Origin of the sequence: Murinocardiopsis flavida, from assembly GCF_003014485.1 — a bacterium.
Classification (GTDB): domain Bacteria; phylum Actinomycetota; class Actinomycetes; order Streptosporangiales; family Streptosporangiaceae; genus Murinocardiopsis; species Murinocardiopsis flavida.
Window position 1 is genome coordinate 225,389 of record NZ_PYGA01000004.1, and the last position, 15,746, is coordinate 241,134.

Annotated in this window: 8 protein-coding genes; 4 read left to right on the plus strand and 4 right to left on the minus strand. The window is 72.8% G+C overall.

Translation table 11 applies throughout. The features are described 5' to 3' along the window. The first annotated feature begins 58 nt into the window (after positions 1-58). Entirely contained in the window at positions 59-649 is a 591-nt protein-coding gene (locus CLV63_RS08230) for a TetR/AcrR family transcriptional regulator (protein WP_106582317.1), read from the plus strand. Between the two features lie 83 nt (positions 650-732). Continuing rightward, positions 733-1,539: a class I SAM-dependent methyltransferase gene (locus CLV63_RS08235; RefSeq protein WP_106582318.1), complete on the plus strand. Its 807-nt coding sequence runs from the start codon at positions 733-735 to the stop codon at positions 1,537-1,539. A 112-nt stretch (positions 1,540-1,651) separates the two neighbouring features. Here CLV63_RS08235 and CLV63_RS08240 read toward each other — a convergent pair whose 3' ends face one another. Together CLV63_RS08240 and CLV63_RS08245 are read right to left on the minus strand one after the other, a co-directional pair. Beyond that, a complete protein-coding gene (locus tag CLV63_RS08240) occupies positions 1,652-2,299 on the minus strand; it encodes an endonuclease (RefSeq protein ID WP_106582319.1) in 648 nt (215 codons plus the stop codon). Between the two features lie 104 nt (positions 2,300-2,403). Continuing rightward, complete coding sequence (locus tag CLV63_RS08245) at positions 2,404-3,420, minus strand: Lrp/AsnC family transcriptional regulator (protein WP_106582320.1); 1,017 nt, start codon at positions 3,418-3,420, stop codon at positions 2,404-2,406. Positions 3,421-3,613: 193 nt separating this feature from the next. Here CLV63_RS08245 and CLV63_RS08250 point away from each other — a divergent pair, with 193 nt between their 5' ends. Together CLV63_RS08250 and CLV63_RS08255 are read left to right on the plus strand one after the other, a co-directional pair. Beyond that, on the plus strand, positions 3,614-5,122 hold the full coding sequence (locus CLV63_RS08250; protein ID WP_106582321.1) for an AbgT family transporter: 1,509 nt from the start codon (positions 3,614-3,616) through the stop codon (positions 5,120-5,122). A gap of 79 nt (positions 5,123-5,201) precedes the next feature. Then, positions 5,202-6,362 carry a M20 family metallopeptidase gene (locus CLV63_RS08255; protein WP_106582322.1) on the plus strand — a complete coding sequence of 387 codons (1,161 nt, stop codon included), beginning with the start codon at positions 5,202-5,204 and terminating at the stop codon, positions 6,360-6,362. Positions 6,363-6,433: 71 nt separating this feature from the next. On the opposite strand, the gene CLV63_RS08260 is transcribed toward CLV63_RS08255, so the two are convergent. Next, positions 6,434-8,776 (minus strand): UvrD-helicase domain-containing protein, encoded by a 2,343-nt coding sequence (locus tag CLV63_RS08260; RefSeq protein WP_106582323.1) that lies wholly within the window; start codon positions 8,774-8,776, stop codon positions 6,434-6,436. Continuing rightward, positions 8,773-15,459: a DEAD/DEAH box helicase gene (locus tag CLV63_RS08265; RefSeq protein WP_245928655.1), complete on the minus strand. Its 6,687-nt coding sequence runs from the start codon at positions 15,457-15,459 to the stop codon at positions 8,773-8,775. Before CLV63_RS08265 ends, CLV63_RS08260 begins: the two co-directional genes overlap by 4 nt. Positions 15,460-15,746 lie beyond the last annotated feature (287 nt).

Here is a 15,746-nt window from a genome sequence, read left to right on the forward strand (position 1 = left end):
CGGCCGCACCGGCGGTCGTCCGACGGCCCCGGCGGGGCACCCGTGCGAGGATGAGCCCATGACCGAGGATCCGGCCAAGCCCGCCGGGCGCGGGCTGCGCGCCGACGCCTCGCGCAACCGCGAGCGCATCATCCACTCGGCAACGGCCCTGCTCGCCCACCATCCCGCGGCGACGATGGACGAGCTCACCGCCGCCTGCGGACTCGGCCGCACCACCGTCTACCGCCACTTCCACACCCGCGAGGAGCTGGTCGCGGCGGTCTACGCCGGCGCGTTCGCGGGCGTGCGGCAGGTGTTCGCCGACGCCGGGCTGCACGAATGCGACCCCGACGTGCTGCTCGACCGGGCGGTGCAGGCGTCCATCCGCGCCCTGAACGCCTACCCGGTGCTGGTCAGCGGGCCCGGACCGGAGGCGGCGGGCGAAGCGGGCGGCCGCCTCGCCGCCTGCCTCGAACCGCTGGAGCTGGCCATGCGCGCGGCGCAGCGGCACGGCCTGCTCGACGGGTCGCTGCCGCCGCGCTGGCTGGCCAGTTCGCTGCTGGACGACTGCGCCGGGGCGGTGCTGTTCGCCGCCGAGCTGCGCGCCCGCGGCCACGACCCGGGCACGGTGGTACGCGGGTCGTTCGAGCGGGCGTGGGCCGCAGGCTGAGCCCCCGCCCCTGCGGCCCACCCGCCGCCGCGCGCGGCACCCTGCTAGACAGGGACCGGCACCGGACCACGGGAGGGGCGGACATGGACGACGGCGCGGCGCCGGGCGGCGGCGAACGGCACTGGGGCACCCTGCTGCACGCGTTCGGCCGGCAGGCCGAGACCTTCGAGGACGCCCGCTACAACACCGCGTTCACCATGCACCTGGACCGGCTGGTGGACTTCGCCGCGCCCGCCGCCGAGGACGTGTGCCTGGACGCCGCGTGCGGCACCGGGATCGTCGCGCGCGCCCTCGCGCCCCGCGTGCGCCAGGTGCAGGCGCTCGACGCCACCCCGGAGATGCTGGCCGCGGGCAAGGAGCGGGCCGCGGCCGAGGGCGCGCACAACGTCCTGTTCCAGCGCGGCGACGCGGCGGCGCTGCCGTTCCTGGACGACTCGTTCTCCCTGGTCGTCACGCGGTTCTCGGTCCACCACGTGGCCGACCCCGCGGCGCTCACGGCGGAGCTCGTGCGGGTGTGCCGCCCCGGCGGGCGGGTGGTCGTGGCCGACATGGTGGTGGACCCGGCGCTGCCCGGCGACATCGACCGGGTGGAGCGCCTGCGCGACCCGTCCCACGGCACCACGCTGCCGGTCGAGCGCATCACCGGGCTGCTGGCCGCCGCCGGGGCCCGGGTCGAGCGCAGCGACGTGTTCGACGTCCCGCGCCCGCTGCGGCCGTGGCTCCAGCAGGCCCGCACCCCCGACGATGTCGGCGCGCGGATCGAGGCCGAGCTCCGCGCCGAGATCGGCGGCGGCCCCGCGACGGGCGCCCGGCCGCACCTGGTCGACGACGCGCTCTGGTTCACCCAGACCTGGGCGCACCTGCTGGCCGCGCCGCACCCGGCGGGCTGACCCGGCCGCGCCGCCCGCACCTCCCCGCCCTGCGCCGCACTGGGGCCCGGCGGTGTCGCCGCGGGCAGCGGGGGCACCTCCCTGCGGCCCGCCGCCCGGTGCGGGCCCGGCGTCAGCGCGCGGCGCCGCGGACGGTGTCGGCGAGGCCGGAGTCGCGGGCAACGCGGGTCAGCCCGGCGGTGAAGCGCGCCATGTCGTGCCCGTCGACGAGGCGGCCGAGCGCCTGCTCGTCCGCCGGCAGGCCGACCGCTTCGGCGCCGCGGCGGGCGAGCGTGTCGGTGTAGGGGCGCAGCCAGGACCAGACGTCCTGCGCCTCCCGGCAGAACATGTGCGCCCCGGTGGGGCCGATGCCGGGGAACCCCTGGAGGCGCGACTCCAGCCGCGCGCGGTCGTGCTGCGCGGCGTTGGCGAGGCGGCGCAGGTCGCCGCGGTACTCGTCGGTGACCTGGGCCGCGCAGTCGCCGAGGCGGGTGGCGGTGCTCTCGTCGTAGCGGACGTAGTGCGCGCGGCCCAGGGCGTCCACGCGGTCCTGCCAGGTCAGGCCGGCCATGCCGTGCGGGGTGGTGCCGCCCGCGGTGTTGAGCTCGCGTGCGGCGGCGATGGCGATGTCCGCGGAGATCCGGGTCGAGAGCAGGTTGACCAGGACCAGGAGCTGCCACAGGGGCGCGGGCTTGTCGGCGAGGCGGATCCGCGCCTCCTCGGCGAGGGTGTGTCCCGCCTCGCGCAGGACGGCGCGGGCGCGCTGCTGCTGGGTGCTCATGTCCTCGTTCCTTCCTCCCGGCCTTCCCCCGGCCTTCCTTCCCGGGCCGGGGCCCGCCGGTCGTGCCCCCGCTACCCGCAGCGGGCGGGCCCACCCGTGCGGGTTCAGTCGGCGGGGTGCGGTTCCGACAGCGGCAGGTCGGCCGCTCCGAGGCGCACGCCGTCGCGGCGGATCCAGTAGCGGCAGAGGACGTCCAGGACGACCGAGACGCGGATCCCGCCGACGCCGGGCAGCCGGGCGAGGTCGACGGAGAGGAAGTCGGCGAGGCGCTCCTCGTCGGGGAAGACGCCGTGCAGGATGAGGGCCTCGGCGCCGGCGACGATCGTCACGTAGCGGGCGTGCGGGTCGTCGGCCAGCGCGTCGGCGACCGCGGTGATCGCCCCCGGCTGCACGGTGAGCGCGAGCACCGCTTCCAGGCCCATGCCGAGCAGGGCGGGTTCCACCTCGACGCGGGGGCGCACCACGCCGCGGCCGAGCAGCGACTGCACCACCCGGTAGGCGGTGGACTGGCTCACGCCGAGTTCGCGGGCGACCTCGCCGGAGGCGGTGCGGCCGTTGCGGTGCAGCAGGCGCGCGACCGCCAGTTCCTGGGGGGAGAGCGGGTCGGTGTCGCCGTGCGCGCCCGCGGCGGGCACGGCGTGCGGCTCCAGTGCCGCGACCCGGTCGGGGGTGAGCCGGCGCAGCCGCCAGGAGTCGGCGCGGCTGACCGGGCGCAGGACGAGGTCGGAGCGTGTCGCCACGATGCCGGGGATGGAGGGGACGTCCAGGGTGAGCAGGTCGCGCACCGCCGCGCGGCCGCGGGGGTGCAGCACCCCGTAGACGTCGGCGTCGCCGCTGGTCATGGCGACGAACTGGGTGTCGCCGCGTTCGGCGAGGCGGTGCGCGACCTCCTGGGCCCGGCCGGGCACGGTGCTGATCCAGACGTGGCGGGGGCGCGCGTCGGAGAACAGCCGCCAGTCGACCTGGCCGATGACGCGCAGCAGCGACTCTGCGTGCAGGCGCTGGATGCGGCGTCCGACGGTGCTGGCGGAGGCGCCGAGGACGTCGGCGACGACGTTGGCCGGCGCGCGGGGGGCGACCTGCAAGGCGGCGATGAGGTCGAGATCGAGGTCGTCGAGCATCGTGCTCCGATCATATCGGCTATCGCGTCGGATCCCCATGAATGATCCCACCACACTGATGCGCCTATTTGACAAATTCAGCCACAGGATCTGAGATGGGCCGGTCGGGGGCAGGAAGATCCGCCCTGCTCGCCACCCACGAGAACGAGGAGCAGCGTTGGCAGCGCCGAACTCCGCCCCACCCGCACGCTCGATGCGTGTCCTGCTGCGCACCCTGGGCGCCGTCGAACGGCTCGGCAACAAGCTGCCGCACCCCTTCTGGCTCTTCGTGATCATGGCGGGCGTCGTCGTCGCGCTGAGCGTGGTGCTCAACGCCCTCGGGGCGTTCGCGGTCTCGCCCGTCGACGGCGAGCGCATCACCGTGAAGAGCCTGGTCTCCGCCGAGGGCATGCAGACCATCGTCGGCGACGCCGTCACCAACTTCGCCACCTTCCCGCCGCTGGCGCTGATCATCGTGGTGATGCTCGGGGTCTCCGTCGCGGAGAAGGCGGGCCTGCTGCACGCGCTGCTGCGCGGCAGCGTCACCAAGGTCCCCGCGAAGTGGCTGACCTTCGCCCTGGCGCTGACCGGGGTCACCGGCAGCGTGGCCTCCGACGCCGCCTACGTCGTCCTCATCCCCTTGGGCGCGCTGGTGTTCAAGGCGGCGGGGCGCAGCCCGATCCTGGGCCTGGTGGTCGCGTTCACCTCCATCTCGGCGGGCTACGACGCGTCGCTCGTCCTCACCCCGACCGACGCGCTGCTGGCGGGGATCACCACCTCGGCCGCGCAGGTCATCGACCCCGACTACGTGGTCAGCCCGCTGGCCAACTACTTCTTCACCGCCGTGAGCGCGGTGTTCCTCGCGGTGCTGATCACGATCGTCGCCGAGTTCGTGCTGTCGCGCAGCACCAAGGAGGTCGAGGCCGACGGCGAGGACTCCGACAAGGAGCTCGGCTCGATGCTGCTGAGCCCCGAGGAGCGCCGCGGGCTGCGCAACGCCGGGATCGCCGTCCTGGTCGTCCTCATCGCCCTCGCCGCGGCGCTGATCCCCAGCGGGTCGCCGTTCCGCGGCGAGGACAACGGCGTGCTCAACTCCCCGCTGATCACCGGGATCGCCTACATCCTCGGCCTGCTGTTCCTGGTCATGGGCTACGCCTACGGCCGGGCCGTCGGCACGATGACCCGGCTGCGCGACGTCCCCGAGGCGATGGCCGGCGGGGTGCGCGACCTCGCACCGGTGATCGTGCTGTTCTTCGCCGCCTCGCAGTTCCTCGCCTACTTCAGCTGGACGGGGCTGGGCGAGATCATCGCGATCCGCGGCGCCGACGTCCTCAAGTCCGCCGAGGTGCCCCCGGTCGTGCTGTTCCTCGGCATGATCGTGATCGTCGCGGTGATGAACCTGCTCATCACCAGCGGGTCGGCGCAGTGGACCCTCATCGGGCCGATCTTCGTGCCGATGCTCATGCTGCTCGACGTGCCGCCGGAGACCACCCAGGCGCTGTACCGCATCCCCGACTCCACGACGAACGTCATCACCCCGATGAGCCCGTACTTCGTCATGGCGCTCGGCTTCCTCCAGCGCTACCGCAAGGACGCCGGCATCGGCACCCTCATGTCGATGACCCTGCCCATCTCCATCACCCTGCTCATCGGCTGGACGCTGCTGTTCCTCGGCTGGTGGGCGCTGGGCATCCCGCTGGGGCCGGGGGCCCCGGTGCACTGACGGCCCGCACTGACGGGTCCGCACTGACGGCCCGCACCGGCGGGCACCACCGAGGTTCGACAACGAGGGGGCGAGGGACATGACCGCTGCGGCGGCACCGGAACTGCGCGAGGCGGCACAGCGACACCTGAACGAGGTGCTCGACGACCTGCGCACACTGGTCGAACTGGAGACGCCCAGCAACGACAAGGCCCTGCTGGACGCCGGGCTCGACGGGATCGAGGCGTGGCTCGGCGCCCGGCTCGGCGCCCCGGCGGAGCGCACCCGCTTCGCCGGCGGCGACCACGGCGACGTGCTGGAACTCCGCTACCCGGGCACCGCCGAGGCGGAGGTGCTGATGGTGTGCCACTACGACACGGTGTGGCCGCGCGGCACCCTCGCCCAGTGGCCGGTCACAGTCGAGGGCGACCGGTTCAGCGGACCGGGGTGCTTCGACATGAAGGCCGGCCTGGTCCAGGGCGTGTGGGCGCTGCGGCTGCTGCGCGCGGCCGGGCTCCCGACACCGGCGGTGCGCCTGCTCCTCAACGGCGACGAGGAGATCGGCAGCCCCGCGTCGCGCCCGCACATCGAGCGCGCCAGCGAGGACGCCGTCCTCACCCTGATCATGGAGCCCAGCCGCGCCGGGCGGGTCAAGACCGGCCGCAAGGGCATGGGGCTGTTCGACATCACCGCCACCGGGGTCGAGTCGCACGCCGGGCTGGACCCCGAGGCGGGCGCCAGCGCCGTCCACGCACTCGCGGGCCTGGTCTCCCAGGTCGCCGCCCTGGAGAACCCCGCGCAGGGCACCACGGTCAACGTCGGGGTGTTCACCGGCGGGACCGGCCGCAACGTCGTGGCCGGCCGCGCCGTCTGCGAGGTCGACGTGCGCATCCAGGACCCCGCGGAGATGGCGCGCATCGACGACGGGCTCGCGGCGCTGAAGTCCGCCGACCCCCGCGTCGAGATCACGGTCAGCGGGGAGTGGAACCGGCCGCCGATGAACCCCAACGCCGAGACGCGGCGCATGGTCGCGCTCGCCCGCGAGGTGGCCGCCGACCTCGGCGGCGACCTCGGCGAGATCGCCGTGGGCGGCGCCAGCGACGGCAACTTCGTCTCGGCGCTGGACCGCCCCGTCCTGGACGGCATGGGCGCCCAGGGCGCCGGCCCTCACTCTCGCGACGAACACGTCCAGATCAGCGGCACCCCCCACCAGATCGCCCTGGCAGCCGCCCTGATGACCCGCCTGGCAGAAAAAGGCTGACCTTCCCGCGGTCGGTGCCCCGTCCGATACCGGAAGGAGCACCGACCGCATACCCGACGACTGCGCCGCGGTCAGAACATTGCGTTGTCCGGCGCGAACAGGGCACCGTCGATCGTGCCGCCACCCTGAGCGGACGACACGGATTCGGTGTCCTGAGGGAGGAACGGGCTCGGGGTGCCGGACCATGCGATGACGAGCGCGTCGCGGGCGCGGGTCGCGGCGACGAACAGGAGCGAGCGGGCCTTCTGGAGTTCGCGGCGGTAGCGGAGCGGATCGGCGTCGCGCAGGCGCGTGACGGCCGCGCGCGGGATGATCCCGTCGGCCGCACCGGCGATGAGGACATGGCGGTATTCGAGGCCCTTGAACCGGTGCAGCGTGCCGACGTGCACCGAACCGCTGTCCTCCGCGGCGTCGCTGCCGATCGTGACGGAGCGGAGGCCGGCCGCGAGCAGGCGCCGCTGGACCTCGCCCACCATGGACTTGGTCGGGGCGGCCACGGCGACCGCGGCTTCGTCGCCGTACCGCCGATGCCAACCGGAGACGACCTCGGCGACGGTGTCGAGTTCCTCCTCGGGGGTCGCCGCGGCCAGGAAGCGCAGGGGCGGGCCCGTGAGGACCGAGCGGTAGCCGGCCAGATCGTCGCTCTGGTCGTCCATGTCGTCCCAGCTCTCGTCGCCGAGGAGCCGCATGGCCGACCCGAGGATCTGGCGGGTGGTCCGGTAGCTCAGGGTGAGGCGGGACGACCGCCCCCGGATGTTGACGCCGAGACTGCTGAGGGACACGTGGTTGTCGTAGATCCGCTGGTGGGTGTCCCCGACGAGGAAGATGTCGTCGTCGCGCTCGGCGACCATCGCCCGCAGCAGGGTCCAGTGCGCCGGGCTGAGATCCTGGGCCTCGTCGACGACGATGTGCTCGTAGTCGTAGCGCAGGCCGGCCCACGACTGCTCCTGGCGGTGCAGGAAGACCGCCCCGTGCTCCTCCTCGCGGCGTCGGTTCTCCTCGATCTTCGCCGCCTGCTCCGCCTTGACCCGGGCCGCGGTCTCGGCCACCTGGCGATAGGTCCATACGCCCTTCTCGTTGAGCCGCATGGTGAACCGCTCGACGAGTTCCCAGATCCGGGCACGCTGGGCCCGGCTGATGCGCTGCCCGCGGCCGGCGCGCCGCGCGCGGAAGTACCCGGACCGGGTGGCGATGCCCTGACCGAGGATCACCTGGTTCCATTCGGCACTGAGGAACTCCGCGTCCCACGAGGTCTCGCCCAGCTCGACGAGCATGTCCCGCCACTCGTCGGTCGCTTGCAGGTCGTTGATGCGGCGCCGGCGCCCGCCCAATGCCGCCTCGGTGACGATGCGGCTCGCGAGCTTGTCGATGTTGACGATGTCGACGCGGTCGACCAGCTCCTGCCCGCCGAGTTCGAGCAGGCGCTTGCGCAGGTCGGCGACGAGATTGGTGGTGAACGTGGTGAGGAGTACCTGCTTGCGCTTGGCCGGGGGCAGCTGCTCCACCAGGTACTTGACCCGATGCAGTGCGACGATGGTCTTGCCGGTGCCGGGCCCGCCGCTGACCCGTGCGGGCCCTTTGTAGGAGCGGCGGACCAGCTTCCGCTGAGCCGGGTGGAGGAAGACCTTCCACCGGTTGAACGGGTCCTCGATGGCGTCCTGGAGATCGGTGTCCTCGGTGCTGACCCGGGTGGCCGGGCGCCGCAGCGCCGCGCCGAAGTCACTGGTGTCGACCGGTTCGGGTACCGCGACGGGCCGGGTGATCTGCTCCAGTACCTCGTCGAAGCCCTTGCCGTCGGCCAGGGCCAGCAGCACCTCCTCGGTCATCGACGGGGCGTACTTGATGAGTCGGAGCAGGGTCTCCTCGGAGTCGACTGCCATGGCGCTGGGGATGAGCACCTCGGTGACGCCGAGTTCGCGCAGGCCTTCGGCGCCGATGTGGGCGAACATCGACTGCGGAGTGTCGGGGGCATTGGCAGGGGCCGTCGGCCGGGACGGCGGGGCCGACTCTGGCTCCGGTGCGGCGACGGGGACGGCCGCCGTCTCGGGGGGCTGTGCGTCGATCTCCGTCGAGGGCACGATCTCCAGGAACTCGATCGCGCCGGTGACTTCGTTGATCTGCGTCCGGAAGCGGTCGAGGTTGTCGTAGACGTCCTGGCGGGCCCGGACCCCGACGAGGATGTAGTCGTTGTCGCCCGCGTGCAGGATCAACGCGCGGTAGTCGCTCGTCACCCGCGCCGAATACAGCAGGTCGTGCCCCTGGAGCCGCTTGAACTGGAGACCTGGGGTGGCGGGGTTCTCCCGGAAGCGGTACTGGAAGTCGTAGATCGCGCCCTTGACCGGTCGGGGCAGTGCGCGGATCTGCTTGTCGGCCTTGTCCAGCAGCCGCAGTGTGGCCTTGCCGTGCACGCTCATTCCTTTCGTCCGCCTCTCTCCGCCAGTCGGCGCGCGATCTCCGCGGCCTCCCACGCCTGTGCACCGCGCGCCTCCCAGCCCGCGCGCGCGTAGGCGTCGTCGCGCTTGCGCTTCTCCTCGGCGTGCATGGCCCCCACGACCCGGATGTCCTCCAGGACCACGGCGATCTGCACCTCGGGCCACGCGAGTTCGGCCTGGAATCCGTCGCGGGCCAGTTCATAACCCACCTCGGGTGCGGGTGCCCCGCGGCGGAACAGGCTGCGGGCGAGCTCGGCCAGCCCGGCCTCCTCCGGCTCGATCAGTTCGAGTACCTCTGCCCAGCCGGGGTCGCCGATCGGCTCGGGGGTGCCGGCGTGTTGTGCTTCGGGTGTTTGTGCGGCTCGAATCCCCGCCGGCGTCCCGGAATCGGCGCGCCGTGGTGCGGACGGTCCGTCCTCGGGCGCTGCGGCGCCGTCCGCCGCGTCCCGTTCCAGCAGCGGCCTCGTCAACCGGGTCCGGTCGAGCGTGTCGCCGAACGTCGCCTCCGCGTCGTCCGCTCCGATGGGAGCGGCTGCGATGTCGGCGTCGAGACCCGTCCCACCGGCCACGGCGAGGATCCCGGTGTCGAACCCGTCGAGTTCGCTCCATGCCAGCTGGGCGCACTCGCCTTCGCCGCTCGCCAGGAACTGCACCAGGTTGCCCCAGTACAGCCAGGACCGCCAGCGCCGCTTGCGCACCTCCGGCTCCTGTGTCGCCGCCGTCTCCGGTCGGTCGTCGAAGACGACGAAACCGCTGAACACGGGCGGGTTCTGGCCGACAAGCACGGTGACCGGGGTCCCTGCGGCGTCCGCCGCCCGCACCAGCGCGTGCGGCGCGCCCGACCGGTCCGGCGGCAGGGGCGCTCCCCGAAGGCCGTCCGCCACTGCCGACGGCACCGCCGCGGCGCCGATACGGGCGCGCTGCGCGCCGCGCACGGCCGGCAGCCCTCCGAGGGCGGCCTCGACACGCCCTCGCCACACCTCGGGGTCAGGGTCGGTCAGGAACGCCAGGAGGGTGTGCACGGGGTTGGTCCACACCGTCCGCGCGAGTTCCTCGGGATCACCGCCGCGGCGCCGGTAGGCGGCGCGGGCCTCCTTCATCGGGTTGTGGCTGTACGGCTGCCATGCCGGTGACGTCACCGTCGCCCGCTCGTCCTCCCAGGCGCTGACGTCTTCCAGGTTCAACTGGAACACGGTGACCCCGTGCGCGCGCAGCCGCGCCCGCTTCGCGGCGTCGTCGGCCGTGCGGTCGGTGTCCGGCGCGGCGTGGTAGGTGTAGCCGTCGAGGTAGACGGCGACCTGCACGGGCCGGTTGTCGCGCCGGCGGAACACCACGTCGGGCCGGGTGCCGCGCAGGGTGTTCTGAAGGACGACCTGCCAGTTCTCCACGGTCCCGGTCGGGCTCTCGACCCGCAGGGTGCCCGTGATGCGGTCGATCAACCGGCTGTCGGTGGTGAACGACCGGCCCGTTCCGGGTTCATCGGCCCATCGTTGCAACCGGCTGAGGAAGCGCCGTTCGAGTTCGCTCTCCACCTGGTCCCAGAGGGAGATCTCGCTGATGCCCCCGATGCTCTCGACGTCCCAATCGCCCAGGAGTTCGTCGAGCATCTCCTTGGCCGTTGCGCGGTCGGCGTAGGAGAACTCCTCGTCGGTGACGTGCAGGAGCAGGCACCGGTGGCACGCCGCGAGAGAGGCGTCGACGCGGCAGTCGCACTCGGCGACGATGTCCCGTGCGGCTTCGAGGACCTCGCGGATGCCGTCGGGCCCCGACCTCGGGTACAGGTAGCCGCTGCCGCCCGGGAGTGTGTCGTAGACGACGAGGTAGCGCCGCAGCCCGTCGATCTCCCTGTCGGGCATCGTCGCCACGGTGGCGTCGAGATGGCCGAGCGTGCCGCCGAAGATCCGCGCGAACCCTGCCATCAGGGCGGCCTTGAACGAGACGGTCCGTTCGGGGACGTGGATGGTCGCGGCGGGCAGCAGGATGCGCAGCGCCTCGGTGTGCAGGGTGTGGGCGAGCACGAGTTGGACGTGTTCGACCTCGCGTCCGCGGCGGCGGGGGCACCACGGCCGGTGGTAGCCGGGCTGGGTGTCGTGCCCGCTGCTGGTGTGCGGTTGGGCGGAGCCGGAGTCGGGCACGCCGGTGGAGGTGGCACCGCCGCAGGACGTGCAAATGTGGAAGGGGTGGTACCGGACCAGCCTCCCGGCGAGCACCCCGTCGGCGGCCCCGTGCATGCGCACCGGTCCGAGGTTGAGCAGGCGCACTGCCGCCCCCCGGCTGAACTCCACGCCGAAGGCGCGCTCTCGGCGCCGCCACGCGCCGGGCACGATGGTGTCCTCAGGGATGTCGATGGCCGTGGCGACCTCGTAGTACACACGTCGGCGCTCGTCGCGATCGTCGCTGATGCGGGCGTCCTCGCGGCGGTCGCGGGAGTAGACGCGGGTGGGTTCGAGCACGCGGTGCAGCGCAGACTGGTCGCCGATGTGCCCGCTCTTGCAGCGGGGGCAGGGGCTCGTGTCGGCGGCGGCCCCCGTGGTGCGGGCGTAGCCGCACTGGGGGCAGATCCGCCAGCTGCGGTAGGCAGGGCTGGTGGGCGCCCCGATGTCCAGTCCGTTCACGGAGTGGCGATATCCCAGGACGTAGAAGTCGTTGCCGGGAGCGAGCTCGGTCAGGGCGCGGCGGGCCGGCCGCCCGTGCTCGTAGATCACCGACTCGTAATGGCGGTCGCCGTCATCGGTACGGTCGTTCCAGAACACGGTGGCTTCGAGGAAGGTGGGCGTGTCGGTCAGCGAGTAGTTGGGGAGGACGCCGAGCTCGACCAGCGCGCTGTGGGCGGTGGTCCGCCCGATCTCGCGGATGCGCTTAGCGACGGCCTTGCGTTCGGCACGCAGTTCGCGTTTGCGCCGGAACTGCTCGGGGTCGGAGTCGATGAGGGCGCCCGCCGCTGTGTCGAGGACATCGATCCGGGCGCGCAGGTCGCTCAGTCGGTCGTGCCAGGTGTTCTCGGCAGCGGCCAGTTCCTCCTTGATGCCGACCTGGGCGAAGTCGCGCAGGTGCGTCGCGGCCTCGACCGAGACGGGCTCCCCCGCCCCGCCGAACAGCGCGAGGAACCGTTCCACCAATGCTGTTCCGTGGGCTTGGGCGGCGGCTCCGAAGGCGGGCAGCCAGCCGCTCTCACCGAACAGGGATGTGGCCCGGCCGGGGAGGGGCAGGACGTCGGCCAGTAGGCCGCGTGCCGCTGAGTCGACCAGGTAGGCGGCGTATTGGCGGCGCAGGATCTCCACGGCGGAGGTGAAGCTTCCCGGCGGGACGATCTCCCCGGCGATCATGTCCAGCGGTTCGCGGAGGTAGTAGCGTTCCCGCGCCCGCCGCCCGACGAAGGTCAGCACGAGCGCGTTTCCGGAGCTGCGCCCGGCGCGCCCGGCGCGCTGGACGTAGTTGGCCGGGCCGGGCGGCAGGGAACCGAGCAGCACCACCGACAGCGCTCCGATGTCGATGCCCAGTTCGAGGGTCGGTGTGCAGGAGAGCACATTGGGGTCGGTGTAGCGGTCGCCCACGACGAACCGCTGCTCCACCCGTTCGCGCTGGGCGCGGGTCAGCTGGCCGGTGTGCTCGGCCGTGGTGACTCGGAACGGCCCGGCGTCCAGGTAGAGCCGCCGGTAGTAGTCGTCGGCGAAGCGAGCGTCGTCGTGCGGTCCGAGCCGGCCGGTGCACCGGTAGCGCGGGCATGCCGCCCCGGCCCATCGGTCCAGGGTGTCGGGGTGGGCGGTCTGGCGCCAGTTGCAGACGGGGCAGAGGACGCCGCCGCCCTTGGCGCCGTCGGCGTCGAGCCGGCGGACGAGCACGTGGCCCGGGGTGATCCCGTAGACCCGGGTCGCGCCGTCGTTGGCGGTGGTGCGGGTGAGGACCCCTTCGTCGTGCAGCAGGTCCAGCAGCCGCGGCAGGTAGCGGTCGGCGGTGTCGGGATCCACGTTGAGGCTGCGCTTGGTGAAGTCCTGGTACCAGTTGCCGCGGCCGGCCACCGAGTCGACGTCGCCGGACCGTGCGGCCCGGCCGCCTTTGGCGCGGTCGATGACGAACCGGGGTGCGGGCACTCCGGTGGGGAACGCGGGCATGCCGTCGGGGCGCTGGCCCCAGATGGTGCCGTAGCGCCTGGCCCCGGCGGCCTTGACCCACGGCTGCAACCAGTGATGCGCGATCCCGCCGCGGGTGCGCACCCGCTCCAGGAGGCCCCGGAGGTAGGCATGGAAGGTGTCGGGCCCGGGGACGGCGTCCAGGGACATGGCCCCTTCGTGCGGGGCGTGCACGAGGATGTCCCTTGCCAGCGCCGCGAGCCGGACGGGGTCGCCCAGGTCCACGTCGACCGATGCGGTGCGGGTGAGTTCCAGGGTGCGCCCTTGCCGGGAGCGGAGCCCGAACTCCATGACCGCCGCGAACGCCAGGCGCTCCCCGATGAGCTGCCACGTCTTGGTCCCGCCGGTACTCGTCCCGGCGAGGACCGGGTCGATCTCGGTTCGCCCGTGCAGGTCCGGGGGGACGACGCAGGCCAGGTACGCCGGTGTGGCCGCCTCGCGGACGGTATCGGCGATGAGGTCGTTGAGGGCCACGGGGGTACCGTCGGCGGGCAGCCGGGCGGCGAGGAGACTGCGCAGCGAGAACGTGTACGAGCGGTTGGAGACGAACCCGGCGCGATGGGCCGCGTCCTGGACGGAGTCGTTGAACAGCAGCGTCTTGGGCGGTTCGGCGGCGCCGTCCCCGCCGAACCGCCCGGTGAACAGTTCGGTGATGGCAACCGATGCCAGCGCGGCGAGGCCCGAACCGAGGAAGCGGGTGCCCTGCTCGGCGCCGCATGCCGGACACCGGTCGTTCTCGGCGTCGCGGAAGGCGTCGGGGTTGTGGGCGAGGTCGGCGAGGACGAAGGCGCCGTCGAGGTCGCCGCGTGCGGCCCGGTCGAAGTCGACTCGCTCGTCGACGGGCCGGATGCGCCCGCCGTGGCCTTCGAGGACGTGCACGCCGCCGTCCTTCAGGTGCCTGCGGGCCTCGCCGGCGGTCGCGCTGATGAGGGAGCGCACGAAGCGCTTCGCGGAGATACCGGAGCGATAGATCTTATCGGGGTCGGTGTCGAGGTCGTGGGGCCGGCTCTCGGGCGAGTAGGCGGCCCAGCCGGAGCGCCCGCAGTGCCGGCAGTAGACGGCCGGCAGGCTGGCGCGGGACGTGATCGACGCCGTCGTCTCGGTGTCGAGGGCCGGTGCCGCTTCGCCGTGCCAACTGAAAGCGGGTCGGCCCGTGCCGATGGTGCGCAGGAGTCGGCTGACCGAGCGGATCCACATGTGGACCTCGACGGTGAGCAGCGGGGAGTCGGGGTCGTCGGGGTCGCGCGCGGTCGACAGCAGCGCGATGTAGCGGGCGAGCGCCTCGGCCGCCAACTGCGGCGTCCCCTTGATCGCGCGCCCCCACGTGTAGGCGCCCCGTTGCGGCAGCCGGGGGAGCAGCAGGTCGAGGTCCATCACGCCGCCGGAGAGGATGTCCAGGAGGGCGTGGGTCAGGATGTGCTTCTTGAGGACGCGTCCGAGCTCGGCGGGGTCGAGGTCGTCGCGGTCGGTGAACGCGCGCATGACCGGGGCGAGCGTGCCGGTGGAACCGTACGGGTCGCGGATGTTGGCGACGCCGACCGGGTCGGGGACCGGCAGGCTGTAGTCGAGGTCGTCCATGAACCGGGCGGGGTCGATCCGGTCCTCGCCGATGAGGGAGTCGGCACCGAAAGGAGTGCCGAAGACCGCGGACGCGACCGCGAGGACGTCCTCGCGGCGGTAGCCGGTGTCGCCGGCACCGAGGGTCGCGCTGGTGGCGACCGGGCAGATGTCGCCGAGGGGTCGGTCCGAGCGGCTGTGTCCGGTGGCGGCCGCGAGCCGGCGCAGCAGCATGGCGACATCGGTGCCCTGCGCGCCGTCGTAGGTGTGGAACTCGTCGACGACGATGTAGGCGAGGTCGGCGTCCTCCCACAAAGGGACGTCCTGCTCGCGCTGGAGCAGCAGGTCGAGCATCTTGTAGTTGGTGATCAGCACGTCGGGGCGGGCGCGCCGGATCGCCGTGCGATCGGTGCGCACCCGGTCGTACCCCGTCTCCGGGGTATCGCCGATGTAAAGGCCCGCGCTGACCTGCTCCATGCCGGGGCCGCGCAGGAATTCGTTGATCCGCCCCGCCTGGTCGGTGGCGAGTGCGTTCATCGGGTAGAGGAGCACGGCCTTCACACCGGCCCGCCCTTGAGCCCGCATCCGGCGGCAGTGGTCGAGCACGGGCACGAGGAAGGATTCGGTCTTGCCGGATCCGGTGCCGGTGGTGATGACGGTCGGCTGCGCCGGCCCTGACCGTGTGGAAAGCCGATGGAAGGCCGCGGCCTGGTGCCGGTAGGGCGTGAACCCCGGGGGGTGCCAGTCGAGGTGCTCTCGCCACCCGTCGGCGGCCTTGCGGAAAGGGGTGCGCAATCGCAGGTAGGGGCCGCGGAAGATGCCCTCGCTCTTGTGGCCGAGGAAGTCCTCCAACCCTTCGCGCACGTGCTCGTCGGCGAGCGCGAAGGTCGTGGCGAGGTACTGCGTGACGTTGCGCCGCACTTCGGCCGCTGCGAGAGTCGGCTGCATGGGTCGGAGGTGCTCCCGTCGCTCGTCCATCGCCTCACCCGCAGCACGGGGCGGCCCGGCCCAGTGGCTGTGGGCTCGCCTGTACCGACCCTAAAGGGTCCGCACCCGTTGGTGCGTCCGCGATCGCGGGCTATGTCCCCTCGGTACTGCGGGCGCATATTGTCGCAGTCGGCCGAGGATCATGGGGACAGATCGGCCGGTTCCGGCCGGTGCGCGGCCGGCCGCCGTCGCCGTACGTCCGACCGCGCCCGGAAGCGGCGCGCCCCGAAGCGGTCTCGGACCGTGCACGCTCGGCGTTTCGATAACCTGCCCCTATC